This window comes from Tabrizicola sp. (assembly GCF_041911175.1).
Lineage (GTDB): Bacteria > Pseudomonadota > Alphaproteobacteria > Rhodobacterales > Rhodobacteraceae > Tabrizicola.
Genome location: NZ_JAYRPN010000127.1, coordinates 1 through 25,468, shown reverse-complemented (window position 1 = coordinate 25,468; position 25,468 = coordinate 1). Strand labels below are relative to the sequence as shown.

Genomic DNA, 25,468 nt, shown 5'->3' with positions numbered 1-25,468 from the left:
GGCGTGAGTGGAGCTGTTCGAGACCTGGAATTCCGAGGAAGCGCTGTCGCATCTCATCTCGCTGGTGGTCGCCTATCTGCTGGCGCTGCCGATCGGCTGGAACCGCGAACGCGAGGAGCGCAGCGCGGGGTTGCGCACCTTTCCGCTGGTGTCGATGGCGGCCTGTGGCTTCGTGATGATCGCCATCGAGGTGCTGGGGGCCGGATCGGAACAGCATTCGCGCATCCTGGAGGGGCTGATCACCGGGATCGGTTTTGTCGGCGGCGGGGCGATCCTGAAGCAGGGCGACCGGGCCAAGGGCACGGCGACGGCGGCAAGCCTGTGGGCCACGGGGGCGATGGGGGCGGCGGTGGGCTATGGCCAGCTCGACATCGCGGTGATCCTCAGCCTTGCGACGGTCTTCACGCTGGTGGCGCTGACACCCTTGCGGAAGGTGGCGCAGGAGCATGGCAGCTTTGACGACGATGCGGCCTGAACCCTAGCGGCGGAGCGCGCCGGGCGGCTGGCCGAACCTGGCGCGGAAGGCGCGTGACAGGGTCGAGGGGCTGGAAAAGCCGGTGCGCAGGGCGACATCGGCAAGCGGATGCGTCGTGTCGGTCAGCATCCGGCGGGCGGCTTGCAGGCGCAGGTCAAGCGCATGGGCGGCGGGGGTGGTCCCCAGCGCGGCGCGGAACAGCGATTCCAGGCGGCGGGGGGAGAGGCCGACGGCTTCCGCCGTCTCCGCCGCCGTCTCCGGCAGGTCGATCCGCGCCTCCATCCGCGCCAGCGCCTGTGCGACCCGGGGGTCGAGCGCGGGGTCGCGGGCCTCGGCGATCTGGGGCTCATGGCCGTTGCGGACGGTGGCGAGGAAGCTGGCGGCGACCTGCCGGGCCAAAGCGGCCCCGTGGCGCGCGCGGATCAGGTGCAGCATGAAATCGGCGGCGGGGGCGGCACCGGAGATGGTCACCCGGTTGCGGTCGATCACGAAGCGGTCGGGGACGACGTCGATGTCGGGATGGCTGGCGGCAAGGTCTTCGAGGTCTTCCCAGTGGACGGTCGCACGGTAGCCGTCGAGCAGCCCCGCCCGCGCCAGCACCCAGGGCGCGGCGTCGATGCCGCCGACCAACCCGAAGCGGGGGGCGATGCGGCGGAGGTCGTGGATCAGCGGGCGGGTGGCGACTTCGGCGAGGCGGTAGCCGGCGACGGTGATCAGCGCTTCGGCTCCGACGGCGTGGGCGAGGGGGCCGGAGGAGGGCAGTTCGATGCCGCAGGTCAGGGGAACGGGGGTGCCGTCGGGGGAAACCACACGCCAGCGGTAGGCCTCGTGCCCAAGCTGGCGGTTGGCGTTGCGCAGGGGGTCGAGGGCGGAGGCGACTTCGAGGATCGAGGCTTGCGGCAGGACGAGGAGCGCGATGGTCAGGGGATCGCGCGAGGGTTGGAAGATGGCATTTTCCGTCATGCAGATTTCGTAATCTGCAAAGCGCGGGCTGGCAAGCGGGCTATGGTGGGGCAGCACATCGGGGGAGGCCACCATGCCGCTGAACATGAACAAGGAAGTCTTCATCACCTGCGCCGTCACCGGCTCGGGCGGCACGCAGGACCGCTCGCCGCATGTTCCGCGCAGCCCGAAGCAGATCGCCGAAAGCGCCATTGCCGCGGCCAAGGCGGGGGCGGCGGTGGTGCATTGCCATGTGCGGGACCCGGAGACGGGGAAGCCCTCGCGCAAGCTGGAATACTACCGCGAAGTCACCGACCGCATCCGCGACAGCGACACCGACGTGGTGCTGAACCTGACCGCCGGGATGGGCGGCGACATGATGTTCGACGGCACCGAACAGATGGACCGGATGGCGGCCCACTCCGACATGTGCGGCGCGGCAGAGCGGGTGGCGCATATCGTCGAATGCCTGCCGGAGATCTGCACGCTCGACTGTGGCACGATGAACTTCAACGAAGCCGACTATGTGATGGTCAACACGCCGGGGATGCTGCGCGACATGGGCCGCAGGATGGCGGCGGCGGGTGTGCGGATCGAGATCGAGGCGTTTGACACCGGGCATCTGTGGCTGGCGAAGGAGCTGGTCAAGGAAGGCGTGATCCCGGAGCCGGTGCTGGTGCAGCTCTGCATGGGCGTGCCGTGGGGCGCGCCGGACGATCTGAACACCTTCATGGCGATGGTGAACAACGTGCCCGCGGGCTGGCATTTCAGCGCCTTCGGTCTGGGCCGGAACGAGATGGCCTATGTGGCAGCGGCGACGCTCGCGGGTGGCAACGTTCGGGTGGGGCTGGAGGACAACCTCTGGCTCGACAAGGGCGTGCTGGCGACCAACGCGCAGCTGGTGGAGCGCGCCACGACCATCATCGAGAACATGGGCGCCCGAGTGATCACCCCGGCGGAAGTGCGGGCGAAGCTGAAGCTGGAGAAGCGGGCGCCGGTGGCGAAGGGAGGATCGTCTGGCTGATTGCAACGCTGGCCTTGGTGGCTTGTGTTGAAAAGCCACCCTCCGGGCCGCAGGGCAAGCCGCTGACCAAGGCCGAGCGGGCGGAATGCCTGATGCAGGGCGGCAGGGTCGGGCGCGGCGGGCTTTTGCCGGACGAGGTCTGCTTCCTGCCGGAAGCGGACGCGGGCAAGGCCTGCACCAAGAAATCCGACTGCGAGGGCATGTGTCTGGCCGATACGCGGACCTGCTCTCCGGTCACGCCGATGTTCGGCTGCTTCGAGTTCCTGGACGAATCCGGCCAGAGGGTCGGCATCTGCATTGACTGAGGGGAAGAAAATGGCGCGCAAGGCGGCAATCATCGGGGGCGGGGTTATCGGCGGCGGCTGGGCCGCGCGGTTCCTTCTGAACGGCTGGGACGTGGGGGTCTTCGATCCCGACCCGCAGGCGGAGCGCAAGATCGCCGAGGTGCTGGCCAACGCCCGCGCCGCGCTGCCCGCGCTTTCCGACGTGCCGATGCCGAAGGAAGGCAAGCTGACCTTCCACGGCACCATCGGCGAGGCGGTCGAGGGCGCGGAATATGTGCAGGAATCGGTCAGCGAACGGATCGAGTTGAAGCACAAGGTCTATGCCCAGTTGCAGCAGGCCAATCCCGGCGTTCTGATCGGCTCCTCGACCAGCGGGTTCAAGGCCAGCGACCTGCAGAAGGGTTCACCTGCGCCCGAGAACATCATCGTCGCGCATCCGTTCAACCCGGTCTACCTGCTGCCGTTGTCCGAGGTTTCGGGGTCCAAGAAGAACACGCCGGAGACGGTGGAAAAGACCGTGCAGATCATGAAGGACATCGGGATGTTCCCGCTGGTGATCCGGCATGAGATCGACGCCTTCCTCGGCAACCGCTTCCTGGAGGCGGTCTGGCGCGAGGCGCTCTGGATGCTGAAGGACGGCATCGCCACCACCGAGGAGATCGACGAGGCGATCCGCATGGGCTTCGGCCTGCGCTGGGGCCAGATGGGCCTGTTCGAGACCTACCGCATCGCCGGGGGCGAGGCCGGGATGAAGCATTTCATGGCCCAGTTCGGCCCGGCGCTGAAATGGCCCTGGTCCAAGCTGATGGACGTGCCGGAGTTCAACGACGAACTCGTCGATCTGGTGGCAGGCCAGTCCGACGCGCAGTCCGGCATGTATGGCATCCGCGAGCTGGAACGCATCCGCGACCGCAACCTCGTGGGCTTCCTGCGCAGCCTGAAGGAGCGTGACTGGGGCGCAGGGCGCGTGCTGAAGGAGCATGACGAGCGCCGGGCGGCGGCCTTCCATGCCGAGGTGGCGAAGGGCCTCGACACCGGCGCGAAGGCCGCGCCGCTGGTGATGTGGCAGGGGCAGGTCCTGCCGGGCTGGATCGACTACAACGGCCACATGACCGAAAGCCGTTACTATTTCTGCAACTCGGAGACGGTGGACAACTTCCTGCGCATGATCGGCGCCGGGATGGATTATGTGGCGGCGGGGCACAGCTACTACTCCGCCGAGACGCATATCCGCCATCTGGGCGAGGCCAAGCTGGGCGACCATATCCGGGGCGAATTGCAGATTCTGTCAGCGGACGAAAAGCGTTTCCGCAGCTTCGTCCGCATCATGAAGGGCGATACTTGCGTGGCGACGGTGGAGCAGCTTTGCCTCCACGTCGACATGCAGGCGGGCAAGACCGTCGCCGCTGCCCCCGAGGTCTGGGCAAAGCTGCAAGCCGTCGCCAAAGCCCATGCGGGGCTGCCCCTGCCGGAAGGTGCGGGCCGCGCTGTCGGCCAGAAGAAGGAATAGGACGATGGATTTCGGGCTGACCGAAGAACAGGCGATGATCGTCGAGACGACCCGCGCCTTCGTCGAAACCGAGCTTTACCCGCATGAGCAGATGGTGGAACGCTCGGGCGTCCTGCCGCTGGAACTGATCCGGGAGATCCAGAAGAAGGCAATGGCCGCAGGGCTTTACGCCGCGAACATGCCGGTCGAACTCGGCGGCGCGGGGCTCGATACGCTCTCCTGGCTCCTTTATGAAAAGGAACTGGGCCGCGCGAATTATGCCCTGCACTGGACCTGCGTGGCGCGGCCGTCGAACATCCTTCTGGCCGGGAATGCCGAGCAGCGCGAACGCTACCTGATGCCCTGTATCAGGGGCGAGACCTGGGATTGCCTCGCCATGACCGAGCCCGGCGCAGGGTCGGACCTGCGCGGGATGAAGGCCTCGGCCCGGCAGGACGGCGGCGACTGGGTGCTGAACGGGACCAAGCATTTCATCAGCCATGCCGACCTTGCCGGTTTCGCGATCTGCTTCATGGCGAGCGGCGAGGAGCAGACCCCGCGCGGCCCGAAGAAGCTGATCACGGCGTTCTTTGTCGACAAGGGCACGCCGGGGTTCACGGTGCGGGAAGGGTATCGCAACGTCAGCCACCGCGGCTACACCAATGCCGTGCTGGAGTTCGACGATTGCCGGGTGCCAGTGGCGAACGTGCTGGGAGAGCCGCACAAGGGCTTCGAGGTGGCGAATTCCTGGCTGGGCGCGACACGGCTGCAAGTGGCCTCGACCTGCCTTGGCCGGGCGGAGCGGGCTTTGGGCCATGCGGTGTCCTATGCGGCGGAGCGCAAGCAGTTCGGCCAGCAGATCGGCAAGTTCCAGGGGATCTCGTTCAAGCTGGCCGACATGGCGATGGAGTTGAAGGCGGCGGAATTGTTGACACGGGAAGCCGCCTGGAAATACGACCAGGGCACGGTGACCGAAGCCGACATGTCGATGGCCAAGCTGAAGGCGACCGAGGTGCTGGCCCATATCGCCGACGAGGCGATCCAGATCCACGGCGGGATGGGGTTGATGGACGAGCTGCCGCTGGAACGGATCTGGCGCGACAGCCGGGTCGAGCGGATCTGGGAAGGCACCTCGGAAATCCAGCGGCACATCATCAGCCGCGAATTGCTGAGGGCGGTCGGGGGCTGAACCGTCGGACCGGGGGCCAGCCCCCGGACCCCCGGGATATTTAGGGACGAAGAATGCAGGTCTTTCGAGTTTCCGGTAACCGCGTGTTAACGTTAATGCGCGACTCTGATGACACGGTACAGGCGGGGACGCCGATGACCGTGACGTGGAATGGCACCTCGCTTCGAACTTCGGGGCGAGGTGTTCTCATTCTTCGTCGACAAATATCCCGGGGGTCCGGGGGCTGGCCCCCGGCGGTCGATGCAGCAGAGCGAGGCCGGGCATGAGCCGCCTCGACCGCCTCCTCCGTCCGCGCCACATCGCCGTCCTCGGCGCCGGCTGGGCGCTGAACGTCATCGAGCAGTGCCGCAAGATGGGGTTCAAGGGCCAGGTCTGGCCAGTGCATCCGACCAAGGCGGAAATTGGAGGTCTCAAGGCCTACGCCAGCCTCGCCGACCTGCCCGAAGCCCCCGACGCCACCTTCGTCGGCGTCAACCGTTTCGCCACCATCGACGTGGTGGCCGAGCTTGCCGCGATGGGTGCGGGCGGGGCGATCTGCTTCGCTTCCGGCTGGACCGAGGCGGGCGAGCCGGGGTTGCAGGACAGGCTGGTCGCCGCGGCGGGCGACATGCCGATCCTGGGGCCGAACTGCTACGGCGTGATCAACTACCTCGATGGTGCGCTGCTTTGGCCCGACCAGCATGGCGGGGTGCCGGTCGAGAGTGGCGTGGCGCTGGTCAGCCAGTCCTCGAACATCGTGATCAACCTGGGGATGCAGCAGCGGGGCCTCCCGGTCGCCTATGTCGCCTGTCTGGGCAACGCCGCCGTCGTCGGGCTGGCCGAACTGACCGGCGCGCTGCTGGACGATCCGCGCGTCACGGCCGTCGGCCTTTACATCGAGGGGATCGACGATGCCCCGGCCTTCGCTGCCCTGGCCGAGAAGGCGCGGGCGATGGGCAAGGGGGTGGTGGCGATCAAGTCGGGCAAGACGGAACTTTCCCGCACCGCTGCCGCCAGCCACACCGCCTCTCTGGCCGGAGGGGGCGCGGCCTCCAGCGCCTTCCTGCGCCAGATCGGGGTGGCCGAGGTCAACACGCCCTCCGAGCTGGTCGAGACGCTGAAGATCTTCCACGTCCACGGGCCGCAGATCGGCGCGCGGCTCTGCTCGCTTTCCTGTTCGGGCGGAGAAGCAGGGCTCGTCGCCGACCTCGCCGCGCCCTACGGGATCGACTTTCCCCCCGTGCCGAAAGCCACGCACGACCGGCTCTTTGCCGTGCTGGGGGAGATTCCCACGATCTCCAACCCGCTGGACTATCATACCTTCATCTGGGGCGACGGGCCGAAGACGACCGAGGTCTTCACCGCCATGCTCGAGGCCTATGACGCGGGCATCTACATCATCGACTCGCCCCGCGCCGACCGCTGTGATCCCTCGGGCTATGATCCGGCCTTCCGGGCCATTGTCGCGGCGCAGAAGGCCACCGGCAAGATTGCGCTGCCCGTTGCCTCGATGGCCGAGAACTTCGGCGAGGGGCGGGTGCAGGCGATGATGGCCGAGGGCGTCTCGGCCTTGTTGGGGCTGGAAACCGCGCTGGCCGCGATCAAGGCGGCGCAGACGGCCCCCGGAACGCCCGGTTGGCGACCCGCCCCGGCGCTGCCCCCGCGCGAGACGCGGATGCTGTCGGAAGCGGAGGGGAAGGCGCTGCTGGCCGAGGCCGGGGTGGCGGTGCCCAAGTCGCGGACGGGAGCGACCCTGGCCGATCTGGCGGTGGCGGGGTTAACCCCGCCCTACGCCTTGAAGGGCCTTGGCTTCGCGCACAAGACCGAGGCGGGGGCGGTGCGGCTGGGGCTCTCTTCGCTGGAAGGGCAGGCCGAGATGCCCGGTGCGACCGGCTATCTGGTTGAGGAAATGGTGACTGGCACGGTGGGCGAAGTCCTGCTCGGCCTGCGCCGCGATCCGGTCTACGGGGTGACGCTGACCCTCGGCATGGGCGGGGTCACTGCGGAGGTGCTGGCCGATACGGTGACGCTGGTCCTGCCGGTGACCGAGGCGCAGGTGCTGGAGGCGGCGAAGGGCCTCCGGCTCTGGCCGCTGCTCGACGGCTACCGGGGGCGACCGCGGGCCGACATGGGCGCGGTGGCCGCGATGGCGGTCAGGCTTGGCGAGCTGATGCTTGCCGATCCGCGCCTGGAAGAAATCGAAATCAACCCCGTCCTCGTGCGCGAAACCGGCGCCGTGGCGGTGGATGCTTTGGTGAGGAGAGCATGATGGAAATGCGGACCGAAGGCCCGGTGAAGACCCGGCGCGAGGGGGCCATCCTTGAGGTGACGCTGGATGCGCCCAAGGCCAATGCGATCAGCCTGAAGACCAGCCGGGTGATGGGGCTGGTCTTCCGCGACTTCCGCGATGACGACAGCTTGCGCGTCTGCATCCTGCGTGCGGCGGGCGAGAAATTCTTCTGCCCCGGCTGGGACCTGAAGGCCGCCGCCGAAGGCGACGCGGTGGATGGCGACTATGGCGTCGGCGGCTTCGGGGGCTTGCAGGAGCTGCCGAACCTCAACAAGCCGGTGATCGCGGCGGTGCAGGGCATCTGCTGCGGCGGCGGGCTGGAACTGGCGCTTTCCGCTGACCTGATCCTGTGTTCCTCGAATGCCACCTTCGCTTTGCCGGAAATCCGCTCGGGCACGGTGGCGGATGCGGCCTCGATCAAGCTGCCGAAGCGCATCCCCTATCATGTGGCGATGGACCTGCTGCTGACGGGCCGCTGGTTCGATGCCGAGGAGGCGTTCCGCTGGGGGCTGATCAAGGAAATCTGCGCGCCGGAGGAGTTGCTGGACAAGACCTGGGCCTTGGCGCGGCTTCTGGAAAGCGGCCCGCCGCTGGTCTATGCCGCGATCAAGGAAGTGGTGCGCGAGGCGGAGAACCTGCGCTTCCAGGACGCGCTGAACCGGGTCAGCAAGCGGCTGCTGCCGACGGTGGACCGGCTCTATTCCAGCGAGGACCAGCTGGAGGGGGCAAGGGCGTTCGCGGAGAAGCGCGATCCGGTGTGGAAGGGAAGGTAGGGTGCGCTACAGCGCACCGTCCGATGGTGCGCTGTAGCGCACCCTACGAAAGCCGCCAACGAGGCCCCCATGCCCAACCACGACTACACCACCCGCATTCTCTGGACCGGCAACCGGGGCGAGGGGACGGCGCATTACAAGGCCTATGACCGGACCTGGGACATCGCGGTGCCGGGGAAGGCGGTGGTGCATTGCTCGAACGATCCGCTCTTGGGCGGCAATCCGGCGAAGATGAACCCGGAGGACTTGCTGCTGTCGGCGCTCTCGGCCTGTCACATGCTGTGGTATCTGCACTATGCCAGCGATGCGGGGATCGTGGTGACGGGGTATTCCGACAGTCCGCTTGGCGTCGGGGAAGTGGGCCGTGGCGGGGCGGGACGGTTCGTGAAGGCGACCTTGCGCCCGCATGTCTCGGTGAAGGCGGGGACCGATCTGGCGGCGGCAGAGGCGATCCATCACCGCATCCACGAAGTCTGCTTCATTGCGCGGTCGGTGAATTTCCCGGTGGAATATGCTCCGACCTTTGAGGTTGCGTGCTGAGGGAACTGCTTGTCTGCGACTTCATCCCTTCTCGCGGAGGCGCGCGACGAGGACGTGCGTCGCACGAGGGGCAATCCCGGTGCGACATCCGGTGTCGCAAACCGGACGGTTCCGGGCCGGACGCGCCGCTAGGGTCGCGGGCGTTGGCCGGGGGGCGGGCATGGACGAGACCGATTACATCATCGTGGGCGCGGGCTCGGCGGGTTGCGTGCTGGCCGAGCGGCTGACGGCCAACGGGCGTCACAGGGTTACGGTGCTGGAAGCCGGGGGCACGGACCGGCGGTTCTATGTCCAGTTGCCCTTGGGCTATGGGAAACTGTTCTACGATCCGGCGGTGAACTGGCTTTACCGGACCGAGCCTGATCCGGGACTCGCCGGAGCGCGGGACCATTGGCCGCGGGGGAAGCTCTTGGGCGGGTCGTCCAGCATCAATGCGATGGTCTGGATCCGGGGGCATCGGGCCGATTACGACGACTGGGGACGGGAGAACCCCGGCTGGGGCTGGGAGGACTGCCTGTCGGCCTATCGGGCGATGGAGGACAACGAGGCGGGCGGGGACGAGTGGCGCGGGGCAGGGGGGCCGCTGTTCATTTCGGCCAATCGCTCGGGGTTGCATCCGCTGGTGAAAAGCTATGTCGCGGCCTGCGGCGAGGCGGGGCTGGCGGAGAACCCGGATTTCAACGGGGCGGTGCAGGAAGGCGCCGGGGTCTACCAGATGACGATCAAGGGGGCGCGGAGGAACTCGGCGGCGCGGGCTTTTCTGCGACCGGCAATGAAGCGGGCGAACCTGCGGGTGGTGACCGGGGCGCTGGTCAGCCGGGTGGTGATCGAGGGTGGCCGGGCGGTGGGGGTGGAATACCTTCGGGGCGGCGAGACGCATGTGCTGCGGGCGAAGGGAGAGGTGATCCTGGCCGGGGGGGCGATCAACTCGCCGCAACTGTTGCAGTTGAGCGGGATCGGGCCGGGGGGGCTGTTGCAGGGGGTGGGTGTTCCGGTGGTGCGCGACAACCCGAATGTCGGCGATCACCTCAGCGACCATCAGGGGATCAACTACACCTGGTCGATGAAAGTCCCGACCTATAACGACGAACTCAGGCCCTGGTGGGGGAAGCTCAAGGCCGGGTTGCAGTATTTCCTTGGCGGCGGCGGGCCGCTGGCGAAGTCGATCAACCACGGCGGGGGGTTCTTCCGGACGCGGGAGGACCTGGACCGGCCGAACATGCAGCTGTATTTCCAGGCGTTTTCCACGCTGATCCCGCGCGAGGGGGAAAGGCCGCTGCTGACGCCTGACCCCTGGTCGGGGATGTCGATCGGCCTCTCCAACTGCCGCCCGACCAGCCGGGGGCATATCCGGCTGCGGACGGCGCGGGCGGAGGACCATCCGGTGATCACCGCGAACGCGTTTTCCACCGAGAACGACGTGGAGGAGATGCTGGCCGCAGTGAAATACCTGCGGAAGATCGCGGCTGGGCCGACGATGGCCCGGCTGATCAAGGAGGAGTTGCGGCCCGGGCCGGGGGTGGCGACGGACGAAGCGCTGATCGCGGATTTCCGCGCGCGGTCGGGGACGGTCTATCATCCGAGCTGCACTTGCCGGATGGGGCGGGACGCGGCGACCTCGGTGGTGGATGCGGGGCTGCGGGTGCATGGGGTGGGGGGGCTGCGGGTGATCGACGCCAGCGCCTTCCCGAACATCATCGCCGGGAACACCAATGCGCCGGCGATGCTGATGGGGTGGATGGGCGCCGAGGCGGTCTTGCGCGACGCGCGGTGAGCCGGGGGAGCCGTCCTCGGGGCATCGAGCCCCTCGGACGGCGCTGCCGCGGAAAGGCGCCGGGCAGGTCGCTTGCGGGACGCGGCGGATGCCTCCGGCGGGGATATTTGCGGCAAAGATGAAAGGCGAGGCCGGTGCGGCTTGAGGCTCGCCCCTGGCAGATGTGCGCCTCCGGCGGGGATATTTGCGCCAGTATGAAAGCCGGAACCTGGGGCAGCTATTCGCCGCGGGGGAAGCGCTTGTTTTCCTCCAGCACGTTCAGGTCCATGTGGTTGCGCATGTAGCGTTCCGAGGCGGCGCGGAGGGGCTGGTGGTCCCAGGGGAAATAGGCGCCGTTGCGCAGGGCCTCGTAGACCACCCAGCGGCGGGCCTGGCTTTCGCGGACCTGGGCGTCATAGGCGGCAAGGTCCCAGCGCTGGTCGGCGAGCTTGCGGAAATGCGCGAGGATCTCGGCGGCGCGCGGGTCGGCGGCGAGGTTCACCCGTTCGCCGGGGTCGTTCGCCACGTCGAAGAGAAGTTCCGGGTCCGCGGGGCAGCGGATGTATTTCCAGGCGCCGTCGCGCAAGCTCACCATCGGGGTGATGGTGCCTTCGGCGGCGTATTCCATCGCCACTGGCGGGCGAGGGGCGCCGTTCGCCACCGGGATCAGGTTCACGCCCTCGGTCCAGGGGGCGACTTCCTCGATCGAGATGCCTGCGAGGGCCGCGAGGGTGGGGGTGAGGTCGATGGAAGAAACCGGGGTTTCCACCAGCCCGGCAGGCATTTCGGGCGCGGCGATCATCAGCGGCACGCGGGCGGAGCCTTCGAAGAAGGTCATCTTGAACCAGAGGCCGTGTTCGCCCAGCATCTCGCCGTGGTCGGAGAGGAAGATGATGTCGGCCCCCTGCCTCGTCGCCTCCAGCACCGCGAGGATTTCGCCGATCTTGTCGTCGATGTAGCTGATATTGGCGAAATAGGCCTGCTTGGCGCGGCGGATATGGTCGGGGGTGATCTCCATGCCGCGCCAGTCGCAGGCGTCCATCAGGCGTTTGGAATGGGGGTCCATGTCGTCATAGGCGAGGGGTTCGGGCGGCTCGCATTCCGGGGCGCCTTCGTAGAGGTCCCAGTATTTGCGGCGGGCGACGAAAGGGTCATGCGGGTGGGTGAAGCTGACGGTCAGCGCCCAGGGGCGGGGGTCCTGGCCGCGTGACAGGTCGTAAAGCTTCTGCACCGCCTGGAAGGCCACGTCGTCGTCGTATTCGTACTGGTTGGTGATCTCGGCCACCCCGGCGCCGGTGACGGAGCCGAGGTTGTGGTACCACCAGTCGATCCTCTCCCCCGGCTTGCGGTAGTCCGGGGTCCAGCCGAAATCGGCGGGGTAGATGTCGGTGGTCAGCCGCTCCTCGAAGCCGTGGAGCTGGTCGGGGCCGACGAAATGCATCTTGCCGGAAAGCGCGGTCTGATACCCGGCGCGGCGCAGGTGGTGGGCATAGGTCGGGATGTCCGAGCAGAATTCGGCGGCGTTGTCGTAGACGCGGGTGCGGGAGGGCAACTGGCCGGACATGAAGCTGGCCCGCGCCGGGGCGCAGAGCGGGGATGCCGTGTAGCAGTTCCGGAAGCGGGCTGACCGGGCGGCGAGGCGCTTCAGGTTCGGGGCGTGCAGGAACTCCGCCGGGCCATCGGGGAAGAGCGTGCCGTTCAACTGGTCGACCATCAGGATCAGGAGATTGGGCTTCGGCATCTGGTGGTCCTTCGCTCGCGTTTGCGCCTGTCTATCTCGCCTGCGCGCGGCGTCTGGCCCCCGACCGACCGGCCAATGTCGAAACCGTCATTCGGGCTGGCTGCCGCCCGTCGCTTCCGTCACCTGGTCCGCCGCTGCCCGCACCAGCGCGCCGATCCGGGTGGCGTCCGAGAGCCCCATGCGGAAGGCGGGGCCGGAGACGGAGAGGCCCGCGACCGGCTCGCCATGTGCGTTGAAGATCGGGGCGGCGACGCAGCGCATCCCCTCGGCGCGTTCCTGGTCGTCGATGGAAAAGCCGCGGTCCCGGGTGCGGGAGAGGTCGCGCAGCAGGGCGCTGTCGCTGGTGAGGGTGAGCGAGGTGAACTTCTCGAGGCCGCGCCGGGCGAAGATGCCGCGGGTCTTCTCCTCGGGATACCAGGCGAGCAGCGCCTTGCCGATGCCGGAGGAATGCATCGGCGCGCGGGTGCCGGGCGGGAAGAAGGCGCGGATCGCCTCGTAGGTCTCGACCTGGGCGACGAAGAAGACCTCGTCCTTGACCTCGATGCCAAGGTTCGCGGTCTCTCCGGTTTCGCGCATGAGCTGGTCCATCGGCTGCCGGGCGCGTTCCACCACCTTGGTCCGGCGCAGGAAGGCCGAGCCGACGCGGAAGGCGCCGGGGCCGATGTGCCAGAACTGTCCGGGTTCCTCGACCTCGACCATGCCATGCCCTTGCAGGGTGACAAGGGCGCGGAAGACCGTGGCGATGGCCTCGCCGGTGTCCTCGGCGATTTCCGACAGCGTGCGGCCGGGGTTCAGGGCGACATGGGTCAGGATGTCCAGCCCCCGGTCCAGCGCCTGCACGGTGTTCTGGTCGGTCTTGTCGTTGAACGCCTTCGGGCGGCCGCGGGGTTTCTGTGCCATGTCATTTGCCTTCGAAGGGGGTGAAAAAGCGCAAACTGTTGATGAAATTGGGGTTTAGCACGGGTTTGTGACAGTGAAAAATCTTTTCGAAAAAATTGCGCGCATTGGTCGCGGGGCGTAGCTTTTGTGGGCGATCTTTCAGGGAGTTGCCCGATGTCCATGCAGAACCCCGTCTTCATCCCGGGTCCCACCAACATCCCGGACTCGGTCCGCAAGGCCTGCGACATGCCGACGCTGGACCACCGCTCGCCCGCCTTCGCGCGGCTGTTCAAGCCGGCGGTCGAGGGGGTGCGGCGGGTTCTGCACATGGATCAGGGCGAGGTGATCGTCATCCCCTCGACCGGGACCGGCGGCTGGGAGGCGGCGGTGACGAACACGCTGTCGCCCGGCGACACGGTGCTGGCGGCGCGGTTCGGCATGTTCAGCCACCGCTGGATCGACCTCTGCCAGCGGCACGGGCTGAATGTGCAGATCATCGAGACGCCCTGGGGCCAGGGTGCGCCGCTGGCCGCCATCGAAGCGGCGCTGAAGGCCGACCGCGAGGGCAAGATCAAGGCGGTGCTGGCGACACACAACGAGACGGCGACGGGGGTTAGGTCGGACATCGGCGGCATCCGCGCCGCGATGGATGCGGCGGGGCACGGGGCGATGCTGTTCGTGGACGGCGTGTCCTCGATCGCGTCGATGCCCTTCGACTTCGCCGGATGGGGCGTGGATATTGCCGTGGCGGGCAGCCAGAAGGGTTTCATGCTGCCTGCGGGCCTGGCGATCCTTGGGGTTTCGCCCAAGGCGCTGGCGGCGATGGAGGGGGCGCGGCTGCCGCGAACCTTCTTCGATTTCAGGGACATGCTCGCCTCCTATGCCCGGGGCGGCTATCCCTATACCCCCGCCGTCGGCCTGATCGCGGGCCTTGCGCATTCCATCGACCTCCTGGAAAGCGAGGGTCTGGACAATGTCTACGCCCGCCACCACCGGCTTGCCGAGGGCGTCCGCCGCGCGGTCTTCGCCTGGGGCATGGCGCCCTATGCGGCCTCGGCTGACCTCTACTCCGACACGGTGACGGCGGTGCGGGTGCCCGAAGGCTGCAACGGGACCGATCTGGTCCAGCTTGCTGCCGGCAAATACGGCATGGCCTTCGGCGTCGGTTTGGGCGAAGTGGCGGGCAAGGTCTTCCGCATCGGCCATCTCGGCATGCTGACCGAGGCGATGGTGCTGTCCGGCCTCTGCGTCGCCGAGATGTGCATGGCGGACCTCGGCTGGCCGGTGAAGCTTGGCTCGGGCGTGGCGGCGGCGCAGGATTACTATCGCGGGACGGTCCCGGCTCTGGCGCTGGCGGCGGAGTGAGGCGAGAGATGTATATCCCCACCTATGACGACATGCTGGCCGCGCATGACCGCATCCGCCCGCATATCCGCCAGACGCCGGTCCGCACCTCGGACTATCTGAACGACCTCAGCGGCGCAGAGTTGTTCTTCAAATGCGAGAACTTCCAGGAACCCGGTGCCTTCAAGGTACGCGGCGCGACCAATGCGGTCTTCGGGCTGACCGAGGATCAGGCGAGGAAGGGCGTCGCCACCCATTCCAGCGGCAACCACGCCTCCTGTCTCTCTTACGCCGCCATGCTGCGGGGCATCCCCTGCAACGTGGTCATGCCGCGCACCGCGCCGCAGGCGAAGAAGGACACCGTGCGCCGCTATGGCGGGGTGATCACCGAATGCGAACCCTCGACCTCCTCTCGCGAGGCGACCTTTGCAGAAGTGCAGGCCGCGACGGGCGGCGATTTCGTGCATCCCTACAATGACCCGCGCGTCATCGCCGGGCAGGGCACCTGTTCGCGCGAGTTCATCGAACAGACGGGCGGGCTGGACATGGTCGTGGCCCCCATCGGCGGTGGCGGCATGATCTCGGGCACCTGCCTGACGCTCTCGACCCTGGCCCCGGAGACAAAGGTGATCGCGGCCGAACCGGAACAGGCCGATGATGCCTATCGCAGCTTCAAGGCCGGGCATATCATCGCCGACGACGCGCCGAAGACCATCGCCGACGGCCTTCTGGTGCCGCTGAAGGACCTGACCTGGCATTTCGTGTCGACCCATGTCAGCGAGATCTACACCGCCTCGGAAGACGAGATCGTCGAGGCGATGAAGCTGACCTGGAAGCACCTGCGGGTGGTGATGGAACCCTCCAGCGCGGTGCCGCTGGCGGTGGTCCTGAAGAACCGCGACGCCTTCCGCGGCAAGCGGGTGGGCATCATCATCACCGGCGGCAACGTCGATCTGGACAAACTCCCCTGGATGAAAGGGTAAGACCATGAACAAGCAGACGAATTTCGAAGAGTTCGAGGTGGGCTACGACATTCCCGCCCTGCCGGGGATGGCCGAGGCAGACATCCAGACGCCCTGCCTGATCCTCGATCTCGATGCCTTGGAGCGCAACATCGTCAAGATGGGCGACTATGCCCGCGCGCACGGGATGCGGCACCGGGTGCATGGCAAGATGCACAAGTCGGTCGATGTGGCCAAGCTGCAGGAGCGGCTGGGCGGCTCGGTCGGGGTCTGCTGCCAGAAGGTGTCGGAGGCCGAGGTTTTCGCGCGTGGCGGGATCAAAGATGTGCTGGTGTCGAACCAGGTGCGCGATCCGGCCAAGATCGACCGGCTGGCGCGGCTGCCGAAACTGGGCGCGCGGACCATCGTCTGCGTGGACGACGTGGCGAACGTGGCCGACCTGTCGGCGGCGGCGGTGAGGCACGGCACCGAGCTGGAGGTCTTCGTCGAGATCGACTGCGGCGCGGGCCGCTGCGGGGTGAAGACGCCCGAGGAAGTGGTGGCGATCGCCAAGGCGGTGGCCGCCGCCAAGGGCCTCAAGTTCACCGGCATCCAGGCCTATCAGGGCGCGATGCAGCACATGGACAAATACGAGGACCGCAAGGCCAAGCTGGACGCCGCCATCGCCCAGGTGAAGGCCTGCGTCGCGGCGCTGGAAGCGGTGGGCCTGAAACCGGCACTGGTCTCGGGCGGCGGTACGGGGTCGTATTATTTCGAAAGCGGGTCGGGGGTTTACAACGAACTCCAGTGCGGCAGCTACGCCTTCATGGATGCCGACTACGGCCGTATCCTCGATGAAAAGGGCCAGCGGATCGACCGGGGCGAATGGGAGAATGCGCTGTTCATTTTGACCAGCGTCATGTCCCATGTGAAGGCCGACAAGGCGATCTGCGACGCAGGCCTGAAAGCGCAGTCGGTGGATTCGGGCCTGCCGGTGATCTTCGGACGCGACGATGTGAAGTACATCAAGTGCAGCGATGAACATGGGGTGATCGAGGATCAGGGCGGAGTGCTGAAGGTCGGCGACAAGCTGAAGCTGATCCCCGGCCATTGCGATCCGACCTGCAACGTCCACGACTGGTATGTCGGCGTGCGGGGCGGCAAGGTCGAGGTGGTCTGGCCGGTCTCGGCCCGCGGCAAGGCCTACTGACCTTCCTCTTGGGTTAAATACTCCACGGGGGTGCGGGGGTGTGAAACCCCCGCTCCAACAGCAGTCGCAAGGAACCACCCATGCTCATCGTTCCCGAGGCCCTGATCGCCTCGCTTGTCACCTCCGAAGACGCCTTCCGTGCCGTCGAGGCCTGCTTTGCCGCGATGGCGCGGGGCGAGGCCTACAACTTCCCCGTGGTGCGTGAGGCCTTGGGCGAAGGGCGGCAATACGGGTTCAAGTCGGGCCTCGACCGGGCGGGTGGCCAGCTGGGGGTGAAGGCGGGCGGCTATTTCCCCGGCAATGCCGCGAAGGGCATGATCAACCACCAGTCCTCGGTCTTCCTGTTCGACCCGGACACCGGGCGGCCCGAGGCGATGGTGGGGGGAAACCTGCTGACGGCGCTCAGGACCGCCGCAGCCAGCGCCATCGCCATCGACCGGCTCGCGCGACCGGAGGCACATGTGCTGGGCATCGTCGGCGCGGGGCATCAGGCGGGCTTCCAGCTGCGCGCGGCGGCGCGGGTGCGCCGGTTCGAGCGGGTGATCGCCTGGAACCTGCACCCCGACATGCTGCCGAAGCTGGGTGCCGTGGCCGCCGAACTGGGCCTCCCCTTCGAGGCGGTCGACCTGCCCCGGATGCGCGAGGCCGAGGTGATCGTGACCATCACCTCCTCCCCGGCGGCGAACCTGATGGCGGAGCATGTCTCACCCGGCACGCATCTCAGCTGCATGGGGACGGACACGGTGGGCAAGCAGGAGGTCGACCCCGCGCTGGTCGCAGCCGCGAGCGTTTTCACCGACGAAGTGGCGCAGTCGATCACCATCGGCGAGGCGCAGCATGCGGTTGGGTCGGGGAAGCTGGACGCCAGCGCCATCGTGCCCTTGGGCGAGGTGCTGACCTGCGCGCATCCGGGGCGGCGGTCGGAGAGCGAGATCACCCTTTTCGACGGAACCGGGGTGGGGTTGCAGGACCTCGCCGTCGCGGCGGTGGCGGTGCAGCGGGCGCGCGAGCGGGGTCTCGGGATCGAGGTCGGGGTCTGAGGCGCCGATTTCTTCGAAGAAATCGGACCGGAGTTTTCGAAAACTCCGGCGCGCCCCTCGCATTGTGCGGGGAACAAGATGGGCGTTGAAGCGGCACCCAGCCCGTGGTGAGACTGCGCCTGACGGGTCGCGGGAGAGCAGAATGCGGGTCTTCATCAACGGGTTCGGGCGGATCGGGCGGTCGGTGCTGCGGGCCTATCTGCTGGCGCCGGAGAAATGGCCGGGGCTGGAGATCGTCGGGATCAACGACATCGCCGCGCCAGAGATGTGCGCCTATCTGTTCGAATACGACTCGGTCTTCGGGCCCTGGAAGAGCTGCGTCGCGCTTGAAGCCGGGGCTCTGGTGATCGACGGGCGGCGGGTGCCGCTGCATCGGACGCCCGACCTTTCCACTCTGGACCTGACCGGCGTCGATCTGGTGATGGAATGCACCGGGCGGGCGGAGGCGCGGGAGGTAGCGGAGCGGGGGCTCAAGGCCGGGGCTTCGCGGGTGCTCGTCTCGGGGCCGTCCTCGGCGGCGGAGGTGACGGTGGTGCTGGGGGCGAACGATGGGGTTCTGCGGGACCAGCGGATCGTCTCGAATGCCTCCTGCACGACCAATGCGCTGGCTCCGCTGGCGAAGCTGATCCATGAGAACTGGGGGATCGTGACCGGGTCGATGACGACCGTCCACTGCTACACCGGCAGCCAGCCGACGGTGGATGCGCCTGCCGCCGACTATCCGCGGAGCCGGGCGGCGGCCTTGTCGATGGTGCCGACCACGACCTCGGCGGCGCGGCTGTTGGATGGGGTGCTGCCGGACCTCAAGAGGCGGATCGTGGCGCAGGCGGTGCGGGTGCCGGTGGCGAGCGTGTCCTGCGTGGACTTCCATCTGGTGACGGAGAAGCGGGCCTCGGTCGAGGAGGTCAACGCGGCCTTTCGGGCGGCAGGAGGGGTGATCGGGGCGACGGATCGGCCCTTGGTTTCGACCGACCTGCGGGCCAGGCGCGAGTCGGTGGTGATGGCCTGCCCGGAGACGAAGCTGTCCGAGGGCGGGATGCTGCGGGTCTTCGGATGGTATGATAATGAGTGGGGGTTTTCCAACCGGATGCTGGATATGGCGGTCCGGATGGGGTGAGGTGTCCACGGTGGACAGAAAATCACGCCCTTTGAAATCAATGCCTTGCTTGCGGACGTTAACGACTTGGCAAGGATTGACGCGCCCCTGCGACCCCTTCGCTCACGCCTTGCGGAACAGGATCAGGCAGGCGCCGAGGATGAGGAGGGCGACCCCGAGCATCGGCGTCAGCGCCAGCCTTGGCGGGTCGGCGCGGTAGAGATCGACGGCAAGGCCTGCGACCAGCTGGCTGGCGACGAGGAGAGCGATTGTCGGGGCGGCGCCGAGGGTGCGGTAGCCCATCAGGCTGGCGAAGACGAAGAAGGTGCCAAGGAGGCCGGGGACCAGCGTCACGGGGCGCATGGTCGCGACCAGCTCGCGCAGGCCCGCGGCGCCGCCCTGCCAGAGGAGGAGCAGCGACAAAAGCGTCAGCCCGACGGCGGAGTTCAAAAGGAGCGGGATCAGCAGGGTGGAGGCCCGGGTGCTGGTGCCGGCCATGATCAGGTTCTGCGCGATCAGCGCGGCACCGGCGACGACGAGCAGCAGCGAGGTGAGCGCGGGCATCATGGCAGGCCCGGCGGGGTCGGGGCGTCGTCCAGAATCAGCTGAAGGAAGGTGAGGTCGAGCCAGCGCCCGAATTTCATCCCGACCTGGTGCAGCACCCCTGCGGGCCGGAAGCCCAGCCCTTCGTGCAGGCGGATCGACCCGGTATTGCCGGATTCGATCCCCGCCACCATGACATGCTTGCCGATGCCCTTCGCCCGGTCGATCAGCGGCAGCATCAGCGCCTTGCCGATGCCGCCGCCGCGCCGGTCGGAGCGGACATAGACCGAATGTTCCACCGTATGCCGATAGCCGTCGAAGGCGCGCCAGTCGCCGAAGGAGGCATAGCCAATCACCAGGTCATCCTCATCGACCGCGACCAGCACCGGATAGCCAAGCCGTTGCCGGTCGGCCCGCCATGCCTTGCGGTTGGCCGCATCGACCACGCTGTCGTTCCAGATGGCCGTCGTGTGCAGGACGGCATCATTGTAGATCGCCGCGATTCCGGCGCAGTCCCGGTCTTCCGCATCCCTGATCCGCATGGCGAGTCGCTCCATCGTACTATCGTGGAGCATAAATCCACTATAGTGGATTATCTGTCAAGATCAGCCGCGCAGGACCAGCACTGCATAGCGGCAGGGCAGGGCGGAGAGGTTGCGGAACAGGCAATCGACGGGGGGGCCGAGTTCAAGGCAGTCCCCGGCCTGCATGTCATGCCGGGTCGGGCCTTCGATGAAAACGAGCGCACCCTCCAGCACCCAGATCAACTGGCGCTGGAAGGCATAGGCCGAGGCGGGCATCGCCACCTCGGTTCCCGCGAGGAGAGTGACCTCGACGAGGTCCAGCGGCAGGTCGGTGCGGGGCGAGACATGTCGCCGCAGATAGCCGGTTTCCGGGTCGGTCCAGACCGGCTGGTCGGCGCGGCGCGAGAGGCGGCCCTGCTGAAGTTCCGCCCGCGCCATCAGCGTCGACATGCTGAGGCCGAAGGCACCGGACAGTTTGCCGAGAAGCTGGGCCGTCGGGCTGCTTTCGCCGCGTTCGACCTTGTGGATCATGGCGCGCGAGACGGTGGCGCGTTCGGCCAGGTCGGTCAGCGACCAGCCGCGGCTTTCGCGTTCCGCCCTGATCCGGCTGCCGATCCGCTTGTCGAGGCTGTCATCCTGTCCCATCGTGCCACTATAGTGGACAAGGCGCTGCGTTCAACAACTCGCGCTGCGACACCGTTCCGCATTTGACGCGGGGGCGTCCGGCGGGCCATGCTTCACCCAGACCAGCGACCGGCGACCGCCCGGAGGCGGCCCCGGATGCGCAACACCGCGAAGGGGACAGACATGCGCCTATTCACCATCCTCGGGCCGTCGGGTGCCGGAAAGACCACGCTCGTCCAGGCGCTGGCGAGCCTGGACGACAAGCGCGGCAAGGCGCTGACGGTGCCCGGCGTCGCCACGGTGAGTTCCTTCGGCTTCATGGGCGAGGACTGGGCCGCAGTGGATGTGGCGGGGGGGGCGGAGAACCTGGCCTCGGTCGGTGCGGCGCTGGCGGCATCCGACATCGCGGTGATCTGCGTGCCTGCGGATGCGGAAAGCGCGGTCCTCGCCGCGCCCTTCATCCGCCGGGTCGAGGAGCTGGGGGTGCCCGCGATCCTGTTCATCAACCGGATCGACGCCGCGCAGCACCGGATCGCCGAGATCGTCAGCGCGCTTCAGGCCTATTCGCGCCACCACATCGTCCTGCGCGAAGTGCCGATCCGCGAGGGCAGCACGATCACCGGCTTCGTCGACCTGGTGTCGGAGCGGGCCTGGAAATTCGAGGAGGGCCAGCATTCCCGGATGATCGAGATGCCGGACAGCGTGAAGGACCGCGAGGCGGCGGCGCGGGCGGAGCTTCTGGAAAGCTATGCCGACCTGGACGATCACCTGATGGAAGAGCTGATCGAGGACCAGAAGCCGCTGGCGGAAGAGGTCTATGCCATCGCGGCCAAGGCGCTGCGCGACAATGCGGTGATCGAATGCTTCATCGGCTCGGCCAGCAAGGGGCATGGCATCACCCGGCTGATGAAGTCGCTGCGCCATGACGCGCCGGGGGTGGAGGCGACGCGGGCCCGCTTTGGCGCGGGGACCGTCGCGGTGGGGGCGCTGGCGGACCAGTTGAAGCATCTGGGCAAGGCGGTGCTGGTGCGGGCGCTGGAAGGAACGGTCGGCGGGGGCGGGCGGCTGGGCGGCTCGGATGTGGGGTCGATCACCGATCTGGATGCGAAGTCGCCGCTGGGTCAGATTCAGGCGGGGCAGATCGGGCTGGCGGTGAAATCGGACCATCTGTCGGCGGGGCAGGCCTTCAGCCGCGACAAATGCGAGCGGCTGGGCGAGGCCGGGGCTTCGCCCTTCCGCCGGATCATCGCGCCGGGGCATGACAAGGACGACAGCCGCTTGCTGGCGGCGCTGGGTCGGCTGGCCGAGATCGACCCGGCGCTGGGGCTGGCTTCGGACGAGGGCTCCGGTCGGCCGGTGCTGGCGACGCAGGGGCCGTTGCACCTGCGCCGGGTGATGGCGAAGATCGGCGGCGATTTCGCGGTGCCGGTCGGCGAAAGCCCGGTACCGACGGCGCTGCGCGAGACGATCCTGCGCGGGACGGAAGTGCATCACCGCCACCGCAAGCAGACCGGCGGCGCGGGGCAGTTCGCCGATGTGGTGGTGGCGATCCGCCCCGAGGCGCGGGGGGCGGGCTTTGCCTTTACGGAAACCGTGAAGGGCGGGACGGTGCCGCGCAACTACATTCCTTCCGTCGAGGAGGGCGCGCGCGACGGGCTGGCGAAGGGGCCTTTGGGGCATCCGGTGGTGGATGTCTCGGTCGAGCTGAAGGACGGCAAGTCGCATGCGGTGGACAGTTCGGACCATGCCTTCCGCACCGCGGGCAAGTCGGCGATCCGCGAGGCCTTGGCCGAGGTGGGCACGGTGCTGTTGCAGCCGGTGATGAAGGTGGAGATCCAGGTGCCCTCGGTGTTTTCGGGGGCCTTGGTGCCGCTGGTGTCGGGGCTGAAGGGGCAGGTGCTGGGCTTCGAGGCGCATGAGAGTGCGGCGGGCTGGGACGTGTTCCAGCTTTTGCTGCCGATGGCGCAGGAGGATGCGCTCTTCGTGGCGCTGGCGGCGGCGACGCGGGGCACGGCGACGTTCACCAGCAGCTTCGACCACTACGAGGTGAAGAAGGACGAGGGCGAGGGGACTTAATCCAACCCTTCGTCGGGGATGTTCAGCACGGTGCCGCAGGCCTTGCAGTGGACGGCGTCGTGGTCGTGGCGGCGCAGGCCGCAGGTCGGGCAGGGGAAATACGCCTTCGACGGCCGCAGGACGACCTGGATCAGCCGCAGGAACAGGCTGATCCCGAAGATCATCACCGCGACCGAGAGGAGCTTGCCGGAGGTGCCGACCAGCGTCACGTCGCCGAAGCCGGTGGTCGTGAGCGTGGTGACGGTGAAATAGAGCGCGTCGGCGTAGTTGCCGATCTTGTCGTTCGCGCCCGACTGGGTCTGGTAGACCAGCGCGGTCATCGCGAAGATGAAGATCACGAGGTTGAGCGAGGCGCGGATCGTCTGCTCGTTGCGGCGGAAGCCGGGGATGTCCTCGCGCAGCTGGTCAAGCGTCTGGGGTGAGTGAAACACCCGGAACAACCGCAGCACGCGGAGGAACGCGAGCCCCTCGCCCCAGATCGGAAAGAGGAGCGAGATGATCACCAGGATATCGGCCGCGCCCCAGAAGCTGAAAAGGTCGCGCAGCGGGCGGCGGGAGATCACGAGCCGGGCCAGGAAGTCGGCGAGGAAGACGAGGCCGATGGCAAGGTCGATCCGGTCGTGATGCGCCCCCCGGGTGAAGAAGGACGAGGCGACGAGCCAGGTCACGGTGAGAAGGTCGAAGGCGAGGAGCAGGTAGCGGAAACGGTCGCCTGTCTCGCCCGCGCCTTCGTAAAGCGCGCGGAGGCGGGCGCGGATCGTGGCCTCGGTCATCTGGGGTGCCCCTGTTGCCTTCGCCCGACCTTAGACGGCGGCGCGGGGGCTGTCAGGGGGGAAAGGGCCGGGGTTGGTGCCCCGGCCCTGTCGATCAGTGCTCGGCCTTGGAGGCGGCGGCCTTGATCTCTTCGGTCGCGTCGGCAGCACCGTTGAAGAAGGCGTTGAGGCACACCGCGGCGACCGAGGCGAGGAGGATGCCGCTCTCGATCAGCGGGTGGATGTCATGCGGCATCCACTGCTTGAAGTTCGGCGCGACCAGCGGGATCATCCCCATGCCGAGCGAGACCGCGACGATGAAGAGGTTGTTGCGGTTCTTGCCGAAATCCACACCTGCCAGGATGCGGATGCCGGTGGCGGCGACCATGCCGAACATCACAAGGCCCGCACCGCCCAGCACCATCGTGGGGACGGATTCGACCAGCGCGCCCATCTTCGGCACCAGGCCGAGGATGATCAGGATGATCCCTCCGGCGACGCAGACGAAGCGGCTCTTGATCCCCGTGACGCCGACAAGGCCGACGTTCTGCGAGAAGGAGGTGTAGGGGAAGGTGTTGAAGATGCCGCCGATCAGGGTGCCGATGCCGTCGGTGCGCAGGCCTGCCGAGAGCATGCGCTGGGTCACCGGCTTGCCGGTCATGTCGCCGAGCGCAAGGAACATGCCGGTGGATTCGATCATCACCACGATCATCACCAGGGTCATGGTCACGACCATCACCAGGTCGAAGGTCGGCATCCCGAAGTGGAAGGGGGTGATGACGTCGAACCAGGCGGCCTCGCCCACCTTGGCGAAGGTCATCTTGCCAAGCAGGGTAGCGATGACGCCGCCGATGATGATGCCGAGGAGGACCGAGATGTTGGCCACGAAGCCCTTGGCGAAGCGGGCGATGAGCAGGATGGCAAGCAGCACGATGGCCGAGATGCCGATGTTGCCCAGGGGCGCGTAGGCCGGGTTGTTCATCGTCGCGGCGGCGGCGAATTTCGCGGGCAGTTCCGGCAGGCCGGTGATCGTGCCAGCGGCGGCGCCGTCGGTCACGGCTTTCAGCCAGTCGGCATGGGCGGGGTCGATGATCGTGGGCGCGGTCGGGCCGACCGGGTTGCCGAAGATCCAGTTGATGCCGATCCGCATCAGGGAAACGCCGATCACCAGGATGATGGTGCCGGTGACGACCGGCGGGAAGAAGCGCAGCATCCGGCTGACGAGGGGGGCGATGAGGATCGAGATCACCCCGGCGGCCATGATCGCGCCGAAGATCGCCCGCGCACCGTCCGGGCCGGGGTTGGCATTGGCCATCGCCACCATCGGGCCGACGGCGGCGAAGGTCACGCCCATCATCACCGGCAAGCGGATGCCGAACCACTGCGTTGCCCCGAAGGACTGGATCAGGGTGGCAAGGCCGCAGACGAAAAGGTCGGCCGAGATGAGGAAGGCGACATCGGCCGGTTCAAGTTTCAGCGCACGGCCGATGATCAGCGGCACGGCGACGGCGCCGGCATACATCACAAGGACATGCTGGAGGCCGAGCGCGAAAAGCTTCGGCGGTGGCAGGACTTCGTCCACGGGATGCGTGGTCATGGTGGTTTCCTTTTCCCTTGGGGCTTTTTCTGTTCGCGCCGTCTGCACGCTGCCCCTGCGCGTGCTCCGGTTAGGTCGCCCCGGTCAGGGGGCGAGGACCGTCCAGGGTTCACTGTAGCGGTGTTCGTCCAGGTTCGGCGTCGTGCCGATGCGGTCGACCACGGCGAAAAGGCCGGGGGCGGAAAGCGGGGTGAGGACGCCGTGCCAGGTGCCCCGGTGCAGGTTGATGCCCTGCGCGCCACTGGTCAGGAAGGCCTGCGGCTTGGCCTCCGGGCCGGTCGAGACGATGACGAGGAACGGGTGTTCGGTCATCGGCAGGAAGGCCTGGCAGCCGTCGGGGTGGCGTTCGATCAGGTCGAAGCT

The 25,468-nt window shown here is 67.5% G+C and carries 24 protein-coding genes; 15 read left to right on the top strand and 9 right to left on the bottom strand.

Translation table 11 applies throughout. The features are described from left to right. Nucleotides 1-7 precede the first annotated feature (7 nt). Nucleotides 8-475 (top strand): MgtC/SapB family protein, encoded by a 468-nt coding sequence (locus tag ACE3P6_RS17455; RefSeq protein WP_374376331.1) that lies wholly within the window; start codon nucleotides 8-10, stop codon nucleotides 473-475. A gap of 3 nt (nucleotides 476-478) precedes the next feature. Here ACE3P6_RS17455 and ACE3P6_RS17450 read toward each other — a convergent pair whose 3' ends face one another. After that, nucleotides 479-1,438 (bottom strand): GlxA family transcriptional regulator, encoded by a 960-nt coding sequence (locus ACE3P6_RS17450; protein WP_374397613.1) that lies wholly within the window; start codon nucleotides 1,436-1,438, stop codon nucleotides 479-481. Between the two features lie 73 nt (nucleotides 1,439-1,511). On the opposite strand from ACE3P6_RS17450, the gene ACE3P6_RS17445 reads away from it, so the two are divergent. The 8 genes from ACE3P6_RS17445 to ACE3P6_RS17410 all read left to right on the top strand — a co-directional run bounded on the left by ACE3P6_RS17445 (nucleotide 1,512) and on the right by ACE3P6_RS17410 (nucleotide 10,759). Beyond that, a complete protein-coding gene (locus tag ACE3P6_RS17445) occupies nucleotides 1,512-2,441 on the top strand; it encodes a 3-keto-5-aminohexanoate cleavage protein (protein WP_374397611.1) in 930 nt (309 codons plus the stop codon). Nucleotides 2,442-2,458: 17 nt separating this feature from the next. After that, the gene (locus ACE3P6_RS17440) at nucleotides 2,459-2,746 is read left to right on the top strand and encodes a hypothetical protein (protein WP_374397609.1); all 288 of its coding nucleotides are present in this window, start codon (nucleotides 2,459-2,461) and stop codon (nucleotides 2,744-2,746) included. A 10-nt stretch (nucleotides 2,747-2,756) separates the two neighbouring features. Then, nucleotides 2,757-4,235, top strand: a complete 1,479-nt coding sequence (locus ACE3P6_RS17435; RefSeq protein ID WP_374397607.1) for a carnitine 3-dehydrogenase — start codon at nucleotides 2,757-2,759, stop codon at nucleotides 4,233-4,235. Nucleotides 4,236-4,239: 4 nt separating this feature from the next. Continuing rightward, a complete protein-coding gene (locus tag ACE3P6_RS17430) occupies nucleotides 4,240-5,403 on the top strand; it encodes an acyl-CoA dehydrogenase family protein (protein WP_374397605.1) in 1,164 nt (387 codons plus the stop codon). A 262-nt stretch (nucleotides 5,404-5,665) separates the two neighbouring features. Next, nucleotides 5,666-7,651 (top strand): acetate--CoA ligase family protein, encoded by a 1,986-nt coding sequence (locus tag ACE3P6_RS17425; RefSeq protein WP_374397603.1) that lies wholly within the window; start codon nucleotides 5,666-5,668, stop codon nucleotides 7,649-7,651. Further along, nucleotides 7,648-8,445 carry a carnitinyl-CoA dehydratase gene (locus ACE3P6_RS17420; RefSeq protein WP_374397601.1) on the top strand — a complete coding sequence of 266 codons (798 nt, stop codon included), beginning with the start codon at nucleotides 7,648-7,650 and terminating at the stop codon, nucleotides 8,443-8,445. The genes ACE3P6_RS17425 and ACE3P6_RS17420 overlap by 4 nt, the downstream gene beginning before the upstream one ends. A 69-nt stretch (nucleotides 8,446-8,514) precedes the next feature. Further along, nucleotides 8,515-8,985 carry an OsmC family protein gene (locus ACE3P6_RS17415; protein WP_374397599.1) on the top strand — a complete coding sequence of 157 codons (471 nt, stop codon included), beginning with the start codon at nucleotides 8,515-8,517 and terminating at the stop codon, nucleotides 8,983-8,985. Nucleotides 8,986-9,145: 160 nt separating this feature from the next. Beyond that, nucleotides 9,146-10,759, top strand: a complete 1,614-nt coding sequence (locus ACE3P6_RS17410; protein ID WP_374397597.1) for a GMC family oxidoreductase — start codon at nucleotides 9,146-9,148, stop codon at nucleotides 10,757-10,759. Nucleotides 10,760-10,976: 217 nt separating this feature from the next. Here ACE3P6_RS17410 and betC read toward each other — a convergent pair whose 3' ends face one another. Both betC and bhcR read right to left on the bottom strand, forming a co-directional pair. Then, nucleotides 10,977-12,479, bottom strand: coding sequence for a choline-sulfatase (gene betC, locus ACE3P6_RS17405; RefSeq protein WP_374397595.1), 1,503 nt, complete (start codon nucleotides 12,477-12,479; stop codon nucleotides 10,977-10,979). Nucleotides 12,480-12,566: 87 nt separating this feature from the next. Beyond that, nucleotides 12,567-13,379 (bottom strand): HTH-type transcriptional regulator BhcR, encoded by an 813-nt coding sequence (bhcR, locus tag ACE3P6_RS17400; protein ID WP_374397593.1) that lies wholly within the window; start codon nucleotides 13,377-13,379, stop codon nucleotides 12,567-12,569. Nucleotides 13,380-13,532: 153 nt separating this feature from the next. Here bhcR and bhcA point away from each other — a divergent pair, with 153 nt between their 5' ends. The 5 genes from bhcA (at nucleotide 13,533) to ACE3P6_RS17375 (ending at nucleotide 19,010) form a co-directional block, all read left to right on the top strand. Further along, nucleotides 13,533-14,723, top strand: a complete 1,191-nt coding sequence (bhcA, locus tag ACE3P6_RS17395; RefSeq protein WP_374397591.1) for an L-aspartate--glyoxylate aminotransferase BhcA — start codon at nucleotides 13,533-13,535, stop codon at nucleotides 14,721-14,723. An 8-nt stretch (nucleotides 14,724-14,731) separates the two neighbouring features. After that, entirely contained in the window at nucleotides 14,732-15,685 is a 954-nt protein-coding gene (gene bhcB, locus ACE3P6_RS17390) for a beta-hydroxyaspartate dehydratase BhcB (protein WP_374397590.1), read from the top strand. 4 nt (nucleotides 15,686-15,689) lie between these two features. Further along, the gene (gene bhcC / locus ACE3P6_RS17385) at nucleotides 15,690-16,853 is read left to right on the top strand and encodes a 3-hydroxy-D-aspartate aldolase BhcC (RefSeq protein ID WP_374397587.1); all 1,164 of its coding nucleotides are present in this window, start codon (nucleotides 15,690-15,692) and stop codon (nucleotides 16,851-16,853) included. Nucleotides 16,854-16,933: 80 nt separating this feature from the next. Continuing rightward, nucleotides 16,934-17,893, top strand: coding sequence for an iminosuccinate reductase BhcD (gene bhcD / locus ACE3P6_RS17380; RefSeq protein WP_374397585.1), 960 nt, complete (start codon nucleotides 16,934-16,936; stop codon nucleotides 17,891-17,893). Between the two features lie 142 nt (nucleotides 17,894-18,035). After that, nucleotides 18,036-19,010: a type I glyceraldehyde-3-phosphate dehydrogenase gene (locus ACE3P6_RS17375; protein WP_374397583.1), complete on the top strand. Its 975-nt coding sequence runs from the start codon at nucleotides 18,036-18,038 to the stop codon at nucleotides 19,008-19,010. Nucleotides 19,011-19,112: 102 nt separating this feature from the next. On the opposite strand, the gene ACE3P6_RS17370 is transcribed toward ACE3P6_RS17375, so the two are convergent. The 3 genes from ACE3P6_RS17370 to ACE3P6_RS17360 are packed head-to-tail and all read right to left on the bottom strand — an operon-like array spanning nucleotide 19,113 to nucleotide 20,701. After that, nucleotides 19,113-19,556 carry a DMT family transporter gene (locus ACE3P6_RS17370; RefSeq protein WP_374397581.1) on the bottom strand — a complete coding sequence of 148 codons (444 nt, stop codon included), beginning with the start codon at nucleotides 19,554-19,556 and terminating at the stop codon, nucleotides 19,113-19,115. Further along, on the bottom strand, nucleotides 19,553-20,107 hold the full coding sequence (locus ACE3P6_RS17365) for an N-acetyltransferase family protein (protein ID WP_374397579.1): 555 nt from the start codon (nucleotides 20,105-20,107) through the stop codon (nucleotides 19,553-19,555). Before ACE3P6_RS17365 ends, ACE3P6_RS17370 begins: the two co-directional genes overlap by 4 nt. 30 nt (nucleotides 20,108-20,137) lie before the next feature. Further along, a complete protein-coding gene (locus ACE3P6_RS17360) occupies nucleotides 20,138-20,701 on the bottom strand; it encodes a helix-turn-helix domain-containing protein (RefSeq protein WP_374397577.1) in 564 nt (187 codons plus the stop codon). 162 nt (nucleotides 20,702-20,863) lie between these two features. Here ACE3P6_RS17360 and ACE3P6_RS17355 point away from each other — a divergent pair, with 162 nt between their 5' ends. Beyond that, complete coding sequence (locus tag ACE3P6_RS17355) at nucleotides 20,864-22,756, top strand: elongation factor G (RefSeq protein ID WP_374397575.1); 1,893 nt, start codon at nucleotides 20,864-20,866, stop codon at nucleotides 22,754-22,756. Here the strand turns inward: ACE3P6_RS17355 and ACE3P6_RS17350 are convergent. The 3 genes from ACE3P6_RS17350 to ACE3P6_RS17340 form a co-directional block, all read right to left on the bottom strand. After that, a complete protein-coding gene (locus ACE3P6_RS17350; protein ID WP_374397573.1) occupies nucleotides 22,753-23,529 on the bottom strand; it encodes an ion channel in 777 nt (258 codons plus the stop codon). The two genes, ACE3P6_RS17355 and ACE3P6_RS17350, sit on opposite strands and share 4 nt — an antisense overlap. Nucleotides 23,530-23,623: 94 nt before the next feature. Further along, nucleotides 23,624-25,105 (bottom strand): nucleobase:cation symporter-2 family protein, encoded by a 1,482-nt coding sequence (locus ACE3P6_RS17345; protein ID WP_374397571.1) that lies wholly within the window; start codon nucleotides 25,103-25,105, stop codon nucleotides 23,624-23,626. 84 nt (nucleotides 25,106-25,189) lie between these two features. Then, a partial coding sequence (locus ACE3P6_RS17340; RefSeq protein ID WP_374397569.1) for an ureidoglycolate lyase occupies nucleotides 25,190-25,468 on the bottom strand: 279 nt, incomplete at its 5' end.

Coding starts and splice junctions, on each gene's coding strand:
- ACE3P6_RS17450 (WP_374397613.1), bottom strand. CDS start 1,438: ATGACGGAAAATGCCATCTTCCAACCCTCGCGCGATCCCCTGACCATC.
- ACE3P6_RS17445 (WP_374397611.1), top strand. CDS start 1,512: ATGCCGCTGAACATGAACAAGGAAGTCTTCATCACCTGCGCCGTCACC.
- ACE3P6_RS17435 (WP_374397607.1), top strand. CDS start 2,757: ATGGCGCGCAAGGCGGCAATCATCGGGGGCGGGGTTATCGGCGGCGGC.
- ACE3P6_RS17430 (WP_374397605.1), top strand. CDS start 4,240: ATGGATTTCGGGCTGACCGAAGAACAGGCGATGATCGTCGAGACGACC.
- ACE3P6_RS17425 (WP_374397603.1), top strand. CDS start 5,666: ATGAGCCGCCTCGACCGCCTCCTCCGTCCGCGCCACATCGCCGTCCTC.
- ACE3P6_RS17420 (WP_374397601.1), top strand. CDS start 7,648: ATGATGGAAATGCGGACCGAAGGCCCGGTGAAGACCCGGCGCGAGGGG.
- ACE3P6_RS17415 (WP_374397599.1), top strand. CDS start 8,515: ATGCCCAACCACGACTACACCACCCGCATTCTCTGGACCGGCAACCGG.
- ACE3P6_RS17410 (WP_374397597.1), top strand. CDS start 9,146: ATGGACGAGACCGATTACATCATCGTGGGCGCGGGCTCGGCGGGTTGC.
- betC (WP_374397595.1), bottom strand. CDS start 12,479: ATGCCGAAGCCCAATCTCCTGATCCTGATGGTCGACCAGTTGAACGGC.
- bhcR (WP_374397593.1), bottom strand. CDS start 13,379: ATGGCACAGAAACCCCGCGGCCGCCCGAAGGCGTTCAACGACAAGACC.
- bhcA (WP_374397591.1), top strand. CDS start 13,533: ATGTCCATGCAGAACCCCGTCTTCATCCCGGGTCCCACCAACATCCCG.
- bhcB (WP_374397590.1), top strand. CDS start 14,732: ATGTATATCCCCACCTATGACGACATGCTGGCCGCGCATGACCGCATC.
- bhcC (WP_374397587.1), top strand. CDS start 15,690: ATGAACAAGCAGACGAATTTCGAAGAGTTCGAGGTGGGCTACGACATT.
- bhcD (WP_374397585.1), top strand. CDS start 16,934: ATGCTCATCGTTCCCGAGGCCCTGATCGCCTCGCTTGTCACCTCCGAA.
- ACE3P6_RS17375 (WP_374397583.1), top strand. CDS start 18,036: ATGCGGGTCTTCATCAACGGGTTCGGGCGGATCGGGCGGTCGGTGCTG.
- ACE3P6_RS17370 (WP_374397581.1), bottom strand. CDS start 19,556: ATGATGCCCGCGCTCACCTCGCTGCTGCTCGTCGTCGCCGGTGCCGCG.
- ACE3P6_RS17365 (WP_374397579.1), bottom strand. CDS start 20,107: ATGCTCCACGATAGTACGATGGAGCGACTCGCCATGCGGATCAGGGAT.
- ACE3P6_RS17360 (WP_374397577.1), bottom strand. CDS start 20,701: ATGGGACAGGATGACAGCCTCGACAAGCGGATCGGCAGCCGGATCAGG.
- ACE3P6_RS17355 (WP_374397575.1), top strand. CDS start 20,864: ATGCGCCTATTCACCATCCTCGGGCCGTCGGGTGCCGGAAAGACCACG.
- ACE3P6_RS17350 (WP_374397573.1), bottom strand. CDS start 23,529: ATGACCGAGGCCACGATCCGCGCCCGCCTCCGCGCGCTTTACGAAGGC.
- ACE3P6_RS17345 (WP_374397571.1), bottom strand. CDS start 25,105: ATGACCACGCATCCCGTGGACGAAGTCCTGCCACCGCCGAAGCTTTTC.